This is a genomic window from Butyricicoccus sp. OF27-2pH9A (genome assembly GCF_027693185.1).
Lineage (GTDB): Bacteria > Bacillota > Clostridia > Oscillospirales > Butyricicoccaceae > Agathobaculum > Agathobaculum butyriciproducens.
The window spans coordinates 1-15,486 of the sequence record NZ_JAQEXK010000009.1 but is presented as its reverse complement, the minus strand read 5'-3'; the positions used below and the strand labels follow the sequence as shown (position 1 = coordinate 15,486).

Below are 15,486 nucleotides of genomic sequence, written 5' to 3'. Positions count from 1 at the left end.
AAACGCTTGAGAGAGGTTTTTGTGCTTTTTAGGCGCGGGAAACTGCCTTGCTATGCTGTCTGCCCTTGAAATACCGTGCATTGAGCACTGCCGAGACAACGAGCAGCACGCCTGCGATCAGCAGGGTAGCAAAACCCCAGCGGATACCCGCGCGGTTGGCAGCGATGCCGATCGCAGCCGGAGCCATAGCTGCGCCGAAGCCGTTAAGTGTAACATAAATGCCCATGGATGCCGGATAGCGCGAGAACAAATCTCCGGCATTGGCCACCGTTGTGCCGTACATGCCGGACATGCACAGACCCAGACCGATCGTCGCAACGGCGAGAATCGGCAGCGTGGTTCCGGTGACAAGCAGCACGAGGAACGCCGCCACGCCGAAGCACATGACCGTGATCATCTGCCACGGACGGAACTTCGCAGCGATCACGCTGCACGAGAAGCGGCCGATCAACAGCGAAACCCACAGCAGGGAAGTGATGATCTGTGCAGCGTCTGCGGCGAGCACGCCGGAATCAATGTAAAAGCTGGTCAGCCAGCCCATCATGGAAGCCTCTACAGCCTCGTAGAAAAAGCAGAGCGCTGTGCACAGCCAGAACAGCTTTTCGTGGAAAAAGCCGTAATCGGTTGCGGATTTCTGCTCGGTTTTCGTGGATTTATCGTCATCCATCTTCATAAACAGACCGAAGATAAACGAAGCCGTCAGCAGCACAATGGAAATCTCGAGCGCGAGACGCCAGCCGTTGTCACCGCCCAGCTTATGGCAGGCGAGTACGGCCAGCGGCGCCACACACGCACCAAATGCATACGCCGCGTGCATCATGTTGAGCGGGGTCGCGCTGCCGTTCGCGTATTCGCTCATTACGCGGTTGTTGTAATCCGTGATAGCGCCCTTGGAAATGCCGGTCAGGAACATGGCCGCCAGCAGCCAGACCGGCGAGCCGTTGGTCAGCAGCATGACAAAGCCGACCGCGAATACATAATACAGGATGAGGTACGCGCGTTTGAGTCCCCATTTGATGGCAGCCAGACCGGACAGCAGGCCGATGCCGAGATAGCCGATCGACTGCGCGGACAGCAGCGTACCGCCGATCTGGTAATCCAGCGCGTAGGCCGCGCGTAAATCCGGCAGCACGGAGCCGAGCATGATGGAGCTCAGTCCCTGTGCGAAATAAACAAGAAACAGTTCCGCGACAACATAGCGTTTGCTGCGGCTCAGGGAAGATAAAAATGCTTTCATTGATGTGTCCCTTCAATTTGTGTGGAATATGCGGTTTTCTTTTTTTTGACCGCGATTACGATTATTAGTATAATCTCCTGCGGTGCGATGTGCTACTAAATTCTTGCGATTTACATCTGCGAAAAGATAGCGTGTTTCTGCGAAAAAACTGCTGAAACAGGCTATAGTAGTAAAATTCTGTGCAGGGGTGCTGCACAGCTTTTATACAATCTTGCGATGATGGCGCAAAGAAACAGCGAACCGTTGCGGTTCGCTGTCTGCAAATTTGCTTGTTAGATGCGGCAGGCTTCAAGAAGCTCGTTCTTGCAGCTCCACAGCTTTTTGGAGAGATCCACGAAGTAGGTCTGCGGATTCTCGAAACGCTTGATCTGATCCCACAGAGTATCAACCTCACGGATGCAGTACTTGCGGATGTCCTCAACATCCGGGCTGTTGTAAACGCATTTGCCGTGCTTGAACAGCTGTACGCGCAGCGGACGAACCGTATAATCGGTAACAATACGCTGCTTCCAGGTGTAGACAGGATGGAACAGCACATACGGCAGGGAAGCATCGATCTGCTCGTCGTGTACGGTGAGCACATCGCCAAGTGCCTTGCCGGTCTTGTTGTCGAACAGGCGGTACACCTGCTTGAAGTGCGGCGTGGTGATCTTCTCGACGTTCTCGGAAACCTTGATCTTCGGGATGATCTCGCCGTTTTCGTCCTCAACGGCAGCCAGCTTGTATACGCCGCCGAATACCGGCTCGGACTTGGAGGTGATGAGCCGCTCACCGATGCCGAATGAGTCTACGCGGGCACCCTGCACGAGCAGGTCGCGTACCAGATACTCATCGAGCGAATTGGACGCCATGATCTGCATGTCCTCAAAGCCGGCGGCATCGAGCATTTTGCGGGCCTCGATAGAAAGGTAAGCGATATCGCCGGAATCCAGACGGATGCCGCGTGCGCGGATGCCCTTCTCCGCTTCCAGTTCTTTGGCAACGCGGATTGCGTTTGGCACACCGGACTTGAGTACATTATAAGTGTCAACCAGGAATACGCAGTTATCCGGATAAATATCCGCATAAGCCTTGAAGGCTTCGTACTCGCTGTCAAACATCTGCACCCAGGAGTGTGCCATCGTGCCGCCGGCCGGAATCTTGTAGTCACGGTCGGACAGAACGCAGGCCGTGCCCTGACAGCCGCCGATGTAGGCAGCGCGGGCACCGAGGATAGCGCCGTCGTAGCCCTGTGCACGGCGGGAGCCGAACTCGAGCACAGTACGGCCCTCTGCCGCACGCGTGATGCGGTTTGCCTTGGTAGCGATCAGGGTCTGGTGGTTGATGGTCAGCAGGATCATGGTTTCGACAAACTGTGCCTGGATCATCGGACCGGCCACCGTTACGAGAGGCTCGCCAGGAAATACCGGCGTACCCTCGGGTACGGCCCATACGTCGCATTCAAACTCAAAATCGCGCAGATAATTGAGGAAGGACTCCGAGAAGCACTTGCGGCTGCGAAGATATGCAATATCCTCTTCGGAAAAATGCAGGTTATTGAAGTATTCAATCAGCTGTTCCACGCCTGCCATGATGGCATATCCGCCGCCGTCCGGTACACGGCGGAAGAACATATCGAAGTATGCGCGGCGGTTGCCGATACCCTTTTCAAAGTATCCGTTCGCCATCGTAAACTCGTAAAAGTCAGTGAGCATGGTTAAATTTCTTTCGGTCATTGCGAAAAACGCCCCTTTGCGCACCATTTTTTGTGCGCTTTTATTCATTCCGTGCAATCTGTCTTGACACAGTGCATTTATAATATAATAGTACGTTTTTACAGAAAGTGCAAGCATTATTTATCAAATTCAAATTCATAGCATGCATAAATATACAATAGAGAAAATAATTATAAATTTTACTTGCCAAATGAGTATGGCGGTAGTATAATAAAACCATCGAAAAAAACGCAGAATGCGAGGTCGAAAAACATGGAAAAGAAATATAATAAAGTTGTTCTGGCATATTCCGGCGGTCTGGATACTTCGGTACTCATTCCGTGGCTGAAGGAGCATTATGGCTGTGAGGTTATCGCGGTTTCTGGCAACGTCGGTCAGGGCACCGAGCTGGACGGTCTGGAGGAGAAGGCGCTCAAGACCGGCGCGTCCAAGCTGTACATCGAGGACCTGACCAAGGACTTCGTTGATGACTACATCATCCCGACCATGAAGGCGGGCGCAACCTACGAGCAGTACCTGTTGGGTACCTCGTTCGCTCGTCCGATCATCGCAAAGCGTATTGTTGATATCGCGCTGAAGGAAGGCGCTGACGCAATCTGCCACGGCTGCACCGGCAAGGGCAACGATCAGGTTCGTTTCGAGCTGGCTATTCACGCATTTGCACCGCAGATGGATATTATCGCTCCGTGGCGTTTCTGGGAGCTGAACAGCCGTGAGAAGGAGATCGAGTATGCGGAAGCACACAACATTCCGCTGAAGATCAACAAGGAGACCAACTACTCCAAGGATAAGAACCTGTGGCACCTCAGCCATGAGGGTCTGGACCTCGAGCTGCCGTCCAACGAAGCACCGATCAACAAGCCGGGTTTCCTCGAGCTGGGTGTTTCTCCGGAAATGGCTCCGGACAAGCCGACCTATGTTACCATCCACTTCGAAAAGGGCGTTCCGACCGCAGTTGACGGCGAGAAGCTCGAGTCCGTTGCCCTGATCGAGAAGCTGAACAAGCTGGGCGGCGAGAACGGCATCGGTATCCTCGATATCGTTGAGAACCGTCTGGTCGGCATGAAGAGCCGCGGTGTTTATGAGACTCCGGGCGGTGCGATCCTGTATGCAGCACATGCAAAGTTGGAGGAGATCACCCTCGACAAGGAAACCTCGCACTACAAGAATCAGGTTGCTCTCAAGTTCGGCGAGCTGGTTTACAACGGCCAGTGGTACACGCCGCTTCGCAAGGCGCTCTCCGCATTCGTCGATTCCACGCAGGAGACCGTTACCGGCGATGTTAAGCTGAAGCTGTACAAGGGCAACATCATCCCGGCTTCCGTAACCTCTCCGTACAGCCTGTACTCCGAGGATATGGCAACCTTCAACGAGGATGATTGCTACGATCAGGCAGATTCCGCAGGCTTCATCAACCTGTTCGGTCTGCCGCTCAAGGTTCGTGCCCTGAACGATCAGATCCTGTACAAGAAGACCGGTGAGCATTTCCCGTCTGTTGAAAAGTAAGTAAAAGAAATCATAGGGCGGCACGCCCGTCGTGTGCCGCCCTATGAGTGTTTTGTGAGGTAACATAGATATGGCAAAATTATGGGCAGGACGTTTCCAGAAGGAAACTGATCTGGTGGTAAACGACTTTAACTCTTCCATCCTGTTTGACTGCCGCTTATATAAGGAAGATATCACCGGCTCTATCGCTCACGCTACCATGCTGGGCAAGCAGGGCATCATCGAGGAGCATGAGGCCGAAAAGATCGTCGAAGGTCTGAAGGGCATCCTCAAGGATATCGAGGACGGCAAGGTTGAGTTCTCACTCGATTACGAGGACATCCACATGAACGTCGAGCAGCTGCTGACCGAGCGCATCGGTGATACCGGCAAGCGTCTGCACACCGGCCGTTCGAGAAACGATCAGGTTGCACTCGATATGCGTCTGTACGTCAAGAAGGAGATCAAGGAGATCATCAAGCTGATCCTTGGCTTTATGAAGGCGCTGACTGTAAAGAGCCGTGAGAATCTCGATGCGGTTATGCCGGGCTACACCCATCTGCAGCGCGCACAGCCGACGACCTTTGCACATTATATGATGGCGTATGCCAACATGCTTAAGCGCGACGTATCCCGCCTGCAGGACTGCTACGAGCGCATGGACGAAATGCCGCTCGGCTCGGGCGCACTGGCTTCGACCACTTATCCCATCGACCGTGACTTCGTTCGTCAGCAGCTTGGCTTTGCCCGCCTGACCGATAACTCGCTTGACGGCGTATCCGACCGTGACTACTGCGTGGAGCTGCTTTCCGCGCTGTCCATCCTGATGATGCACCTGTCCCGTCTGTCCGAGGAAATTATTTCGTGGTGCTCGTGGGAGTTTAAGTTCGTTGAGCTGGACGACGCATACTCCACCGGCTCGTCCATCATGCCGCAGAAGAAGAACCCGGACGTCTGCGAGCTGATCCGCGGCAAGACCGGCCGTGTTTATGGTGCGCTGACTACCATGCTGACCGTGCTCAAGGGTCTGCCGCTGGCGTATAACAAGGATATGCAGGAGGACAAGGAGGCTGTATTCGGCGCTATCGACACCGTAAAGCAGTGCCTTGAGGTATTCACGCCGATGTTCTCCACCATGACGCTCCGCCGCGACAACATGCGCAAGGCAGCTTCCCGCGGCTTCATCAACGCGACCGACTGCGCCGATTACCTGACCAAGAAGGGCGTTCCGTTCCGCGATGCGTACAAGACGGTCGGCCGTCTGGTCAACCAGTGCATCAAGGCCGATGAGACCCTTGAGACCATGACCATGCGTGACTTTGCAGCGATTTCCAACAAGTTCGGCGACGACGTATACGACGCACTCGACCTGCGCACCTGTGTTGCCGAGCGTAAGGTCATCGGCGGTCCGGCTCCGCAGGAGGTAACCCGCCAGATCGACAAGATCGACAAGTTCATCGCGGAGGTTGAGGACGATGAAGCCTAAAATTTACATCGACGGCAAGGAAGGCACGACCGGTCTGCAGATTTATGAGCGTCTCGGCGGCCGCGACGATATCGAGCTGCTGCTCATCGACGAGGACAAGCGCAAGGACATCGAGGAGCGCCGCAAGTTCCTCAATGCAGCCGACATTGCGTTTCTGTGCCTGCCGGATGCGGCGGCACGCGAGGCCGTTTCGCTCATCGAGAACGACACGACCCGCGTTATTGACGCATCGACCGCGCACCGCACCGACCCGGATTGGGACTACGGCTTTGCCGAGCTTTCCAAGGCGCACCGCGAAGCCATCAAGAACTCTAAGCGTGTGGCTAATCCGGGCTGCCACGCGAGCGGATTTATTTCCTCGGTTTACCCGCTGGTAGCAAACGGCATCATTGCCGAGGACACCGCGCTTACCTGTGCTTCACTGACCGGTTACTCCGGCGGCGGCAAGAAGATGATCGCGGAGTATCAGGACGAGAACCGCGATCCGCGGCACGATTCTGAGCGCATTTACGGCCTGAACCTGCATCATAAGCACCTGCCGGAGATGGGCTACATCTGCGGTCTGACGCAGGCGCCGGTGTTCGTTCCGATTGTCGGCGACTTCTACAAGGGCATGGCGACCACCGTCATGCTGCCCGGCGTGGATGCACACCGCGTTCACGAAACGCTCATGAAGCACTACGAGGGCCAGCAGCTCGTCACCGTGGCGCCGTTCGGCGGGGAAGAGCCGATGATCTACGCCAACACGCTGGCCGGTCACGACAGCTTAAAGCTCATTGTCTGCGGCCACGAGGAGCAGACGATCGTCACCGCGCTGTTTGACAATCTCGGCAAGGGCGCTTCGGGCGCTGCCGTGCAGAATATGAATATCATGCTCGGTCTGGATGAAACGACCGGCTTAAACCTCTGATTTCAGCAGGAGGAAACAGTTATGAAGATTATCGAAGGCGGCGTTTGTGCCGCAAAGGGCTTCAAGGCGGGCAGCGTGCGCTGCGGCGTCAAGGAAAGCCGAACCAATGATGATACCGCGATCATTTTCAGCGAATGCGAATGCACCGCGGCTGCCACTTACACGATGAATCGCGTTAAGGCGGCTCCGCTGTACGTTACCATGGAGCACCTCGAGGACGGCGTAGCACGCGCGATCGTTACCAATGCGGGCAACGCGAACGCCTGTGCACCGGACGGTATGGAGAACGCTCGCCGTATGGCGCAGGCAGCGGCCAAGCTGCTCGGCGTAGCCGAAACCGATGTTGCCGTTGCATCCACCGGTGTGATCGGTCAGCGCCTGAACATCGAGTGCATCGAGGAGCACTTGCCGGAACTGGTTCTGGAGGACAACGCCTCCGAGAAGGCAAATCGTGCCATCATGACCACCGACACCAAGCCCAAGACGGCGGCTGTTGAGTTCACCATCGGCGGCAAGACCTGCCGCATCGGCGGCATCTGCAAGGGCAGCGGCATGATTCATCCGAACATGGGCACCATGCTGTCCTTCATCACAACCGACTGCGCTATCACGCACGAAATGCTGACCGACGCCCTGCAGGAGAACGTCAAGAAGACCTACAACCGCGTAACGGTTGACGGCGACACCTCCACCAACGATATGTGCATCGTGCTCGCAAACGGCATGGCCGGCAACACGCTCATCGAGTGGCAGGACGAGGAATATCAGGCGTTCTGCAAGGCGCTGAACGAGGTGAACACCCGTCTGGCACGCCAGATTGCTGCAGACGGCGAAGGTGCAACCAAGCTGGTTACCTGCACCGTTAAGAACTCCCGCTCCGAGGAGGCAGCTGAGCGACTGGCCAAGGCCGTTGTCGGCTCCAACCTCGTCAAGGCGGCTATGTTCGGTGCAGATGCAAACTGGGGACGTGTACTGTGTGCAATGGGCTACTCCAAGGCACCGTTCCGTCCGGAGTACGTTTCTGTGGCGTTCGAGTCCGCAGCAGGCAGCGTAGCAGTCTGCGACAAGGGTGCGGCTCTGGATTTTGATGAAGAACTGGCGAAGAAGGTGCTCTCCGAGAGCGAGGTTACCATTGCAGTTGACGTAAATGAGGGCGAGGACAGCGCTACTGCATGGGGCTGCGATCTTACTTACGATTACGTTAAGATCAACGGAGATTACAGAACCTAAGCGGCGATAGATCGCGTGATCCTTCGTCACCCGTACCCTTGCGTACCGATGTACGCGGCGGGCGCGGCTTCCTCGGCTGACACGATTTCTCTTGCTTAGGAAGATTGTGAAAATGATAAGAAATTCCCTTTGAAAAGGAACGAATTAGTATGGATACTCAACTTGATGCGGAGCTGCGCGCCAATATTCTGGTCGAAGCACTTCCGTATATTCAGGAATATTACGGTCAGACCGTTGTTGTAAAATACGGCGGCAACGCAATGATCAATGAGGAGCTGAAGGACGCGGTCATCCACGATCTGGTACTGCTCAATCTGGTCGGCGTCAAGGTCGTTATCGTACACGGCGGCGGCCCGGAGATCAATGAAATGCTGGGAAAGATCGGCAAGGAGAGCAAGTTTGTCAACGGCCTGCGCTATACCGATCGTGAAACCATGGATATCGTCCAGATGGTGCTGTGCGGCAAGGTCAACAAGGACCTTGTAACCCTGATCGAGAAGGCAGGCGGCCGCGGCATCGGTCTCGGCGGCATGGACGGCGGCCTGTTTCAGGCGAAGCGCCTGACCGACCGCTCGGGTACGGATTACGGCTACGTCGGCGACATTATGGACGTAGACCCGTCTCCGGTTATCGATGTGCTGCAGCAGGGCTATATTCCGGTCGTTTCGACCGTTGCACAGGGCATCGACGATGAAACCAACTACAACATCAACGCTGATACAGCAGCCAGCAAGCTGGCAGTTGCACTCGGTGCAAAAAAGCTGATTCTGCTGACCGACGTACGCGGTCTGATGCAGGACATTAACGATCCGGACAGTGTCATTCACCGTCTCAAGGTGTCCGAGGTGCCGAAGCTGGCGCGTGACGGCATCATCAAGGGCGGCATGATCCCCAAGGTAGATTGCTGTGTTGAGGCAGTCCGCAAGGGCGTTGAGCGTGCCACCATTCTGGACGGCCGTGTCAAGCATTCGATTCTGATCGAGCTGCTTTCCAAGGTCGGCGCAGGCACTATGTTTCAGTAATTGAGAATTGAAAATGGAGAATGGAGAATGATTCGCTCTGTATCTCCGATAAAAGGTGATACCCTATGACTTACAATGAATTAAAAAGCGAAGAAAATAAATATGTAATGAACACCTATGGTCGGTTTCCGATTGCGCTGGACCACGGCGAGGGTGCGACCCTGTGGGACGTTGAGGGCAAGAAGTACATCGATCTTGCTTCCGGCATCGGTGTAAACTGCCTTGGTTATGCCAATCCGGCAATCATTGACGCGATCGATAAGCAGGCGCACAAGCTGATGCATGTTTCCAACCTGTTCACCACCGAGCCGATGGTTCAGGTTGCCAAGAAGCTGGTAGAAAAGACGCATCTGGGCGGCAAGGTATTCTTTGCCAACTCGGGCGCCGAGGCAAACGAGGGTGCCATCAAACTGGCGCGCAAGTACTCGTTCGACAAGTACGGCGAGGGCCGCTTCAAGGTGCTGACGCTCATCAATTCCTTCCACGGACGTACCGTAACCACGCTGAAGGCCACCGGTCAGGAGCGTTTCCACAACTATTTCTTCCCGTTTACCGAGGGCTTTGATTACGCGGTTGCCAACGACATCAAATCGGTACGCGCAAAGGCGGACGATATGACCTGCGCCATCATGATGGAGCTGATCCAGGGTGAGGGCGGTGTTCTGCCGCTTGACCGCGAGTTCGTCAAGGAGGTAGAGAAGCTCTGCCGCGAGAAGGATATGCTGCTCATCATCGACGAGGTGCAGACTGGTATCGGCCGTACCGGCAGCCTGTTTGCCTTCCAGCAGTACGACATCAAGCCGGACGTTGTCACCATGGCGAAGGGCCTTGGCGGCGGCATGCCGATCGGCGCTGTCATGGCGGCGGATACCTGCTGCAACGTGCTCACGCCGGGCACACACGCGACCACCTTCGGCGGTACGCCGATTGTCTGCTGCGCAGCAAACGTCGTGCTTGATACCGTCGGTGACGGCCAGTTCCTGATGAAAGTACGCGAAAAGGGCGAGTACCTTCGCAACGGCATCCTGTCCCTTGGCTCGCCGAATATCAAGGGCGTGCGCGGCATGGGTCTCATGCTCGGCATCATCGTTGAGGAAGGAAAGCACTCCGTGTTTGCCAATAAGCTGATCGAAAACGGCGTTCTGGCGATCACCGCCGGCAAAAATGCCGTTCGTCTGCTCCCGCCGCTCACCATTTCGAAGGAAGAAATGGATGAAGCACTCGCTATCATGGCAAAGGTATTTTAATCAAAGGCCTTGACAATTAGTAATTAACGTGATTATCGCACTGGTGCAGCAGCACCCAAATAATTACTAACTACTAATTATTCATTGCTAATTTGCAGAAAGGGTTTATTACAATGAAGCATTTACTGAAGCTGCTTGACTGCTCCACCGAGGAGATCATCGGTCTGCTCGATCTGGCGGATCAGCTCAAGTATGAGAGAAAGCACAACATTTCCCATCGTCACCTGGAAGGTAAGAGCCTTGGCATGATCTTCCAGAAGTCCTCCACCCGTACCCGTGTTTCCTTCGAGACCGGCATGTATCAGTTGGGCGGTCAGGCGCTGTTCCTGTCCAACCGTGATCTGCAGATCGGCCGCGGTGAACCGGTACAGGACACGGCCCGCGTACTCAGCCGCTATCTGGACGGCATCATGATCCGCACCTACGAGCAGAAGGAAGTAGAGGATCTGGCAAACTACGGCTCTATTCCGATCATCAACGGTCTGACTGATTTCTGCCATCCGTGTCAGGTTCTGGCGGACCTCATGACCATCCGCGAGAAGTTTGCCGTTCTTGAGGGTCTCAAGCTGTGTTACATCGGCGACGGCAACAACATGGCCAACTCGCTGATCGTCGGCGGTCTCAAGACCGGCATGAAGGTTTCCATCGCAACGCCGGTGGACTACCGTCCGGACGCTGAGGTTATGGCATTCGCAGAGCCGAATCCGAACTTCTTCATCACCGATGACCCGATGAAGGCTGCTGAGAACGCAGACGTTGTTATCACTGATACATGGGCGTCCATGGGTCAGGAAGCCGAGAAGGAAGTCCGCATGAAGGCATTCCAGGGCTATCAGGTCAATGATGAGCTGCTGGCTGCTGCAAAGCCGGGCTGCATGGTGCAGCACTGCCTGCCGGCATATCGTGAGCAGGAGATCACCACCAAGGTGTTCGAGGAGCACGCAAACGAGATTTTCGAGGAAGCAGAAAACCGCCTGCACGCACAGAAGGCCGTTATGGTTACTCTGATGAGCAGCAAGGAAGACTGATTTCTGATAAAAAGCCGCTTTCGCAAGGGAAGGCGGCTTTTATGTTTTTTCTTGCTGAAGTGTTGACAAGTCCTTTACTGGTGACTATAATAGCAATATAAATAAATCAGTTCTGTTTCAGGGCGGAGTGAAAGTCTCCACCGGCAGTATACAGGCTTCGAGCCTGATAGTCTGCGAGCCGCAAGGCATGATGGGTTAGAATCCCAACCGACGGTTATAGTCCGGATGAGAGAAACAGATGTACCTATCGCTACGTCTGTATGCCTCTGGAGCAATCCAGGGGCTTGTTTTATTTATGGAACAGGACTCCTGAAAGGGAGAAAAAACAGCAATGACAAAAACCAGCAAAATCACCTACACCGCAATTTTTGCGGCTATCGCAACCGTGCTGATGTACTTTGAATTCCCGATTCCGTTCATGCCGCCGTTCCTCAAGGTGGATCTGTCCGGCGCGGTCGTGCTCATCGGTGCGTTTATTTTCGGCATCGCTCCGGCAATCACGATGATCGGCATCAAGGACATTATTCATCTGACCCAGACCCAGACCGGCGGCTCCGGTGAGGTCGCAGATTTTCTGATGCTTTCCACGCTCGTTGTTATCGCCGTGCTGCTGTACCGCGGACACAAGAGCCGCAAGATGGCTGTCCTCGGCTGTGCAGCCGGCTCGGTTGCTATGGCGTGTGTCGGCATGTTGACCAACTATTTTCTTATCATTCCGTTTTATTCGCAGGTTATGCCGCTGCAGGCTATCTTTGATGCATGCAACGCGATCAACCCGTATGTGACCGGCATGCAGGGCTATCTGCTGCTCGGCGTTCTGCCGTTCAATCTCATCAAAGGCGCAATCCTGACTGCGATTACCATGCTTGCCTACAAGAAGCTGAGCGTGTTCATCAAGTCCAAGCAGATCGAATTGCACCACTCCAGACAGCGTGTCGGCTAAGTAAAAAACGAAGGTGCTCTCCAGCAAGCGGAGAGCACTTTTTTGTTCAATAATCGAAAACAGTGCGGTAGCATCTATGATTTCGACAAAGATCTGTATACGAATTGACAAAATGCGTGGCCAAGATTATATCACATGCGTGCATCTAATAGACTCGGTCCCGTCAAGATTTGTGCGCAAAATTGTTTGCAGGTTCTCCGTCTGAGTGAAGTCAGCCGGCAATGAAGGCATCGTCCAGCGCCGTCTCCGAGTGCTTCATGTTCATACATTTTTTGCTGCCCCACTGCGTGCCCGCCACATGGCGAAGCCGAGCGCAGACCAGCATCAGAGCAGAGTTGCCGTCAGGGAATGTTCCCACCACGCGGGTTCTGCGGCGGATCTCACGGTTCAGCCGCTCGATCACATTGTTGGTGCGGATGCATGTCCAATGCTCGCTGGGAAAATCGCAGTAGGTCAGCGTTTCCTCAATGCCGTCCTCCTTCAGCTTCATGGCGCGCAGTTCGGCAACGACCGCTTTAGCCTTCTCGCGGGATGTCTTTTTGCTCTCCTGGGCGTGGATCGCCTTGAGCATTTTTGCCACAATTTTGACCTTGGATTTAGGCACAACAGAGAAAACATTGCGATAGAAATGCACTGTGCGGCGCTGGTATTTGGCGTCTGGGAACACCTCGCCTACGGCCTCCAGCATCCCCATGCACTTGTCGCCGACGATGAGTTTTACGCCGTCCAAGCCGCGTCCGCGGAGCCACTGAAAGAAGCTGACCCAGCTGGCCTTGTCCTCTTTCATTCCCTCGGCGGCGCCTAAAACCTCATGGAAACCGTCATCATTCACGGCGATTGCCACCCAAATGGCTACATTTTCATACTCTGCACCCCAGTTGCGGTGCAGATAGATGCCATCCATGTAGACATACGGATACCTACCGCCCTGCAATGAACGGTTCCGCCAGTCCTCGATGTGAACGTAGGCTTTCTTGTTCAGCTCGCTGATGGTGACGGGCGAAACCTTGCTGCCCCACAGTGCCTCCGTGATGTCCTCCACACGGCGCACGGAGACGCCTGCCAGATACATCTCGATGAGGGCCTCCTCCAGCTGCTCTCCCGGCAGAGATACCGTTCGATGATGGCAGTCTCAAAGGATACGCCCTTGAGTCGCGGCATATGGAGCGTGACGTCACCAGAGGCGGTGGTGAGATTCCGGTCATAGTGGTCGCTGCGGTAGCCCTGACAGACCTTGCTGCGCTCGTAGCGGGCAGCCTGTGTCAGGGACCCCGTCTCCTTTTCCAGCAGCTCATTCCGGGTTTCCTCCACGCTGCTGCGGACCAATTCCTTGTTTTTCCCCTTGATAATTTCCTCATTCAGCTGTACAATTCTCTCGGACATAGTTTGTTGTCTCCTTTCAGAATGGTGTGTGGTAACTTCCTTCTACCAGAGCCTGCAAGCTATGTCTTCTTTTATGCGGTTTTCAATTTGCGCAACTTATTGTACCTTATCATATGAATCAGGAAGAATAGCATGGATTTATGGAGAAACTAAACGATAGTGCATAATCAAGTTCGCAAAAGCAAACAGAGAATAGACAAGCCATTAGGGCTCCTGTAAAATGATAGTTGTCGAAAAAATCATGATGCAAAGGAGAGACCTTAATGGCTCACAAAAAGAATCGCAAATTGCAATATCAAGTTGAGCATTTCATCTGTTAGAATCAGTCTGGTAAAGGCTAGATTGGGCGGACTCTGGGGTGCGGACGAAAAGTTGGACAAAGCAGAGGCCGCAAGGAGGAAATAGGTATATTGTTCACATACGAAAAGAAAGTCCGCGCCCTGTAATTATATGAGCAAACCCATTCTGTAACTGAGACAATACGCATCCTGGGCTACCCAGAACGAGCAACGCTATATCGATGGATCTCCGAGAAAGGGCAACCAGAGAAAGTCAGATCGACCAAACGCGGGGAAAATACACCAGATCATCCGCGGCATCCATCGGTTGAGGTAAAACTACAGGTGCTTCACCGTTGCTTTGAACACGGGGAAGATGTAAAATCAGTTTCAGAGGAGATCGGTTACAGCAGAGCCAGCATCTATAACTGGCGCCGAAAGTATCTCCAGAGAGGACTGGTTGCACTCATGAATCCGTCAGATGATCCTCGCGAGGAACTCGTACCCGGAACATTCTCGGCTACAGAGGATATTGCTGAGCTTAAAGCGCAGGTGCAGGAAATGCAGATGCAGATTGATATTTTAAAGGAAACGATCAATGTATTAAAAAAAGACCCCGGCATCGATCAGACAGCTCTCCGGAACCAGGAGAAGGCAGCGATTATCGATGCCCTGAAAAATAAGTATTCGCTGCCGGAACTTCTGTCCGCATTACACTGCCCGTGCAGCAGCTATTATTACAAGCAAAAGCGCGCAAAGAAGCAGGATAAATACTGCCATGTCAAAGAGAAAATCAAGGATATTTTTGAATCGAATCATCGCTATTATGGATATCGGCGAATTTATGCTACGCTGAAAAAAGAGGGCTTGCGGCTATCCGAAAAGGTAATTCGCCGTCTTATGAAGCAAGTAGGAGTGCAGGGAGTGAACAGAAAGAAGACAAGCTACAGTTCCTATCAGGGAGAAATCACGCCAGCTGTCCCCAATCTTCTAAAACGGGATTTCCACGCAAATCGTCCCAATGAAAAGTGGCTGACAGATATTACGGAATTTGCAATCCCTGCAGGCAAGGTTTATCTTTCTCCAATCATCGACTGCTTTGATGGCATGCCTGTTTGTTGGAGCATTGGCATCAGCCCGAACGCAGAGTTGACAAACGGAATGCTGGACAAAGCGATTTCTCTTCTAAAAGTCGGAGAGCACCCAGTTGTCCATACGGATCGTGGGTGCCACTATCGCTGGCCAGGCTGGATCAGTCGTATGGAAGCAGCGCATTTGCATCGATCCATGTCCAAGAAAGGGTGCTCGCCTGATAATTCAGCCTGTGAAGGTTTCTTTGGGCGAATGAAGAACGAGATGTTTTATGGGGTTTCCTGGCTAAACGTTTCAATAGAGGAGTTCATTCATACAGTCGAAGATTATATGGTTTGGTATCGGGAAAAGCGAATTAAGATATCTCTTGGTGGACTTAGTCCGCTGGAGTATAGACAAAAACTCGGCCTATCGGCATAGTCCAAGATTT

11 protein-coding genes, 1 pseudogene and 1 riboswitch are annotated in these 15,486 nt (G+C 53.7%); of the genes and pseudogenes, 9 read left to right on the top strand and 3 right to left on the bottom strand.

Annotation, left to right across the window (positions count from 1 at the left end; genetic code table 11):
* Positions 1–28: 28 nt before the first annotated feature.
* Both PG722_RS08215 and PG722_RS08210 read right to left on the bottom strand, forming a co-directional pair.
* On the bottom strand, positions 29–1,237 hold the full coding sequence (locus PG722_RS08215) for an MFS transporter (RefSeq protein ID WP_270580240.1): 1,209 nt from the start codon (positions 1,235–1,237) through the stop codon (positions 29–31).
* Between the two features lie 272 nt (positions 1,238–1,509).
* Positions 1,510–2,952: a nicotinate phosphoribosyltransferase gene (locus PG722_RS08210; RefSeq protein ID WP_110436742.1), complete on the bottom strand. Its 1,443-nt coding sequence runs from the start codon at positions 2,950–2,952 to the stop codon at positions 1,510–1,512.
* Positions 2,953–3,204: 252 nt separating this feature from the next.
* Here PG722_RS08210 and PG722_RS08205 point away from each other — a divergent pair, with 252 nt between their 5' ends.
* The 8 genes from PG722_RS08205 (at position 3,205) to PG722_RS08170 (ending at position 12,303) form a co-directional block, all read left to right on the top strand.
* Positions 3,205–4,458: an argininosuccinate synthase gene (locus PG722_RS08205; protein WP_118564137.1), complete on the top strand. Its 1,254-nt coding sequence runs from the start codon at positions 3,205–3,207 to the stop codon at positions 4,456–4,458.
* A gap of 70 nt (positions 4,459–4,528) precedes the next feature.
* Positions 4,529–5,923: an argininosuccinate lyase gene (argH, locus tag PG722_RS08200; RefSeq protein WP_188886199.1), complete on the top strand. Its 1,395-nt coding sequence runs from the start codon at positions 4,529–4,531 to the stop codon at positions 5,921–5,923.
* Positions 5,913–6,833, top strand: coding sequence for an N-acetyl-gamma-glutamyl-phosphate reductase (argC, locus tag PG722_RS08195; protein WP_270580239.1), 921 nt, complete (start codon positions 5,913–5,915; stop codon positions 6,831–6,833). Before argH ends, argC begins: the two co-directional genes overlap by 11 nt.
* 21 nt (positions 6,834–6,854) lie before the next feature.
* Positions 6,855–8,063, top strand: coding sequence for a bifunctional glutamate N-acetyltransferase/amino-acid acetyltransferase ArgJ (argJ, locus tag PG722_RS08190; RefSeq protein WP_270580238.1), 1,209 nt, complete (start codon positions 6,855–6,857; stop codon positions 8,061–8,063).
* A 149-nt stretch (positions 8,064–8,212) separates the two neighbouring features.
* A complete protein-coding gene (gene argB, locus PG722_RS08185; RefSeq protein WP_270580237.1) occupies positions 8,213–9,085 on the top strand; it encodes an acetylglutamate kinase in 873 nt (290 codons plus the stop codon).
* 65 nt (positions 9,086–9,150) lie between these two features.
* On the top strand, positions 9,151–10,332 hold the full coding sequence (locus tag PG722_RS08180) for an aspartate aminotransferase family protein (RefSeq protein ID WP_270580236.1): 1,182 nt from the start codon (positions 9,151–9,153) through the stop codon (positions 10,330–10,332).
* 113 nt (positions 10,333–10,445) lie between these two features.
* The gene (gene argF, locus PG722_RS08175; RefSeq protein ID WP_270385745.1) at positions 10,446–11,360 is read left to right on the top strand and encodes an ornithine carbamoyltransferase; all 915 of its coding nucleotides are present in this window, start codon (positions 10,446–10,448) and stop codon (positions 11,358–11,360) included.
* Positions 11,361–11,469: 109 nt separating this feature from the next.
* Positions 11,470–11,601, top strand: a riboswitch (FMN riboswitch).
* Between the two features lie 90 nt (positions 11,602–11,691).
* Complete coding sequence (locus tag PG722_RS08170; protein WP_110436750.1) at positions 11,692–12,303, top strand: ECF transporter S component; 612 nt, start codon at positions 11,692–11,694, stop codon at positions 12,301–12,303.
* Positions 12,304–12,514: 211 nt separating this feature from the next.
* Here PG722_RS08170 and PG722_RS08165 read toward each other — a convergent pair.
* Positions 12,515–13,686: pseudogene (locus tag PG722_RS08165) on the bottom strand (IS256 family transposase).
* 479 nt (positions 13,687–14,165) lie between these two features.
* Here PG722_RS08165 and PG722_RS08160 point away from each other — a divergent pair.
* Complete coding sequence (locus PG722_RS08160) at positions 14,166–15,476, top strand: IS3 family transposase (RefSeq protein WP_330674669.1); 1,311 nt, start codon at positions 14,166–14,168, stop codon at positions 15,474–15,476.
* Positions 15,477–15,486: the final 10 nt, after the last annotated feature.

Coding starts and splice junctions, on each gene's coding strand:
- PG722_RS08180 (WP_270580236.1), top strand. CDS start 9,151: ATGACTTACAATGAATTAAAAAGCGAAGAAAATAAATATGTAATGAAC.
- PG722_RS08210 (WP_110436742.1), bottom strand. CDS start 2,952: ATGACCGAAAGAAATTTAACCATGCTCACTGACTTTTACGAGTTTACG.
- argJ (WP_270580238.1), top strand. CDS start 6,855: ATGAAGATTATCGAAGGCGGCGTTTGTGCCGCAAAGGGCTTCAAGGCG.
- PG722_RS08205 (WP_118564137.1), top strand. CDS start 3,205: ATGGAAAAGAAATATAATAAAGTTGTTCTGGCATATTCCGGCGGTCTG.
- argB (WP_270580237.1), top strand. CDS start 8,213: ATGGATACTCAACTTGATGCGGAGCTGCGCGCCAATATTCTGGTCGAA.
- PG722_RS08215 (WP_270580240.1), bottom strand. CDS start 1,237: ATGAAAGCATTTTTATCTTCCCTGAGCCGCAGCAAACGCTATGTTGTC.
- argC (WP_270580239.1), top strand. CDS start 5,913: ATGAAGCCTAAAATTTACATCGACGGCAAGGAAGGCACGACCGGTCTG.
- argF (WP_270385745.1), top strand. CDS start 10,446: ATGAAGCATTTACTGAAGCTGCTTGACTGCTCCACCGAGGAGATCATC.
- PG722_RS08170 (WP_110436750.1), top strand. CDS start 11,692: ATGACAAAAACCAGCAAAATCACCTACACCGCAATTTTTGCGGCTATC.
- argH (WP_188886199.1), top strand. CDS start 4,529: ATGGCAAAATTATGGGCAGGACGTTTCCAGAAGGAAACTGATCTGGTG.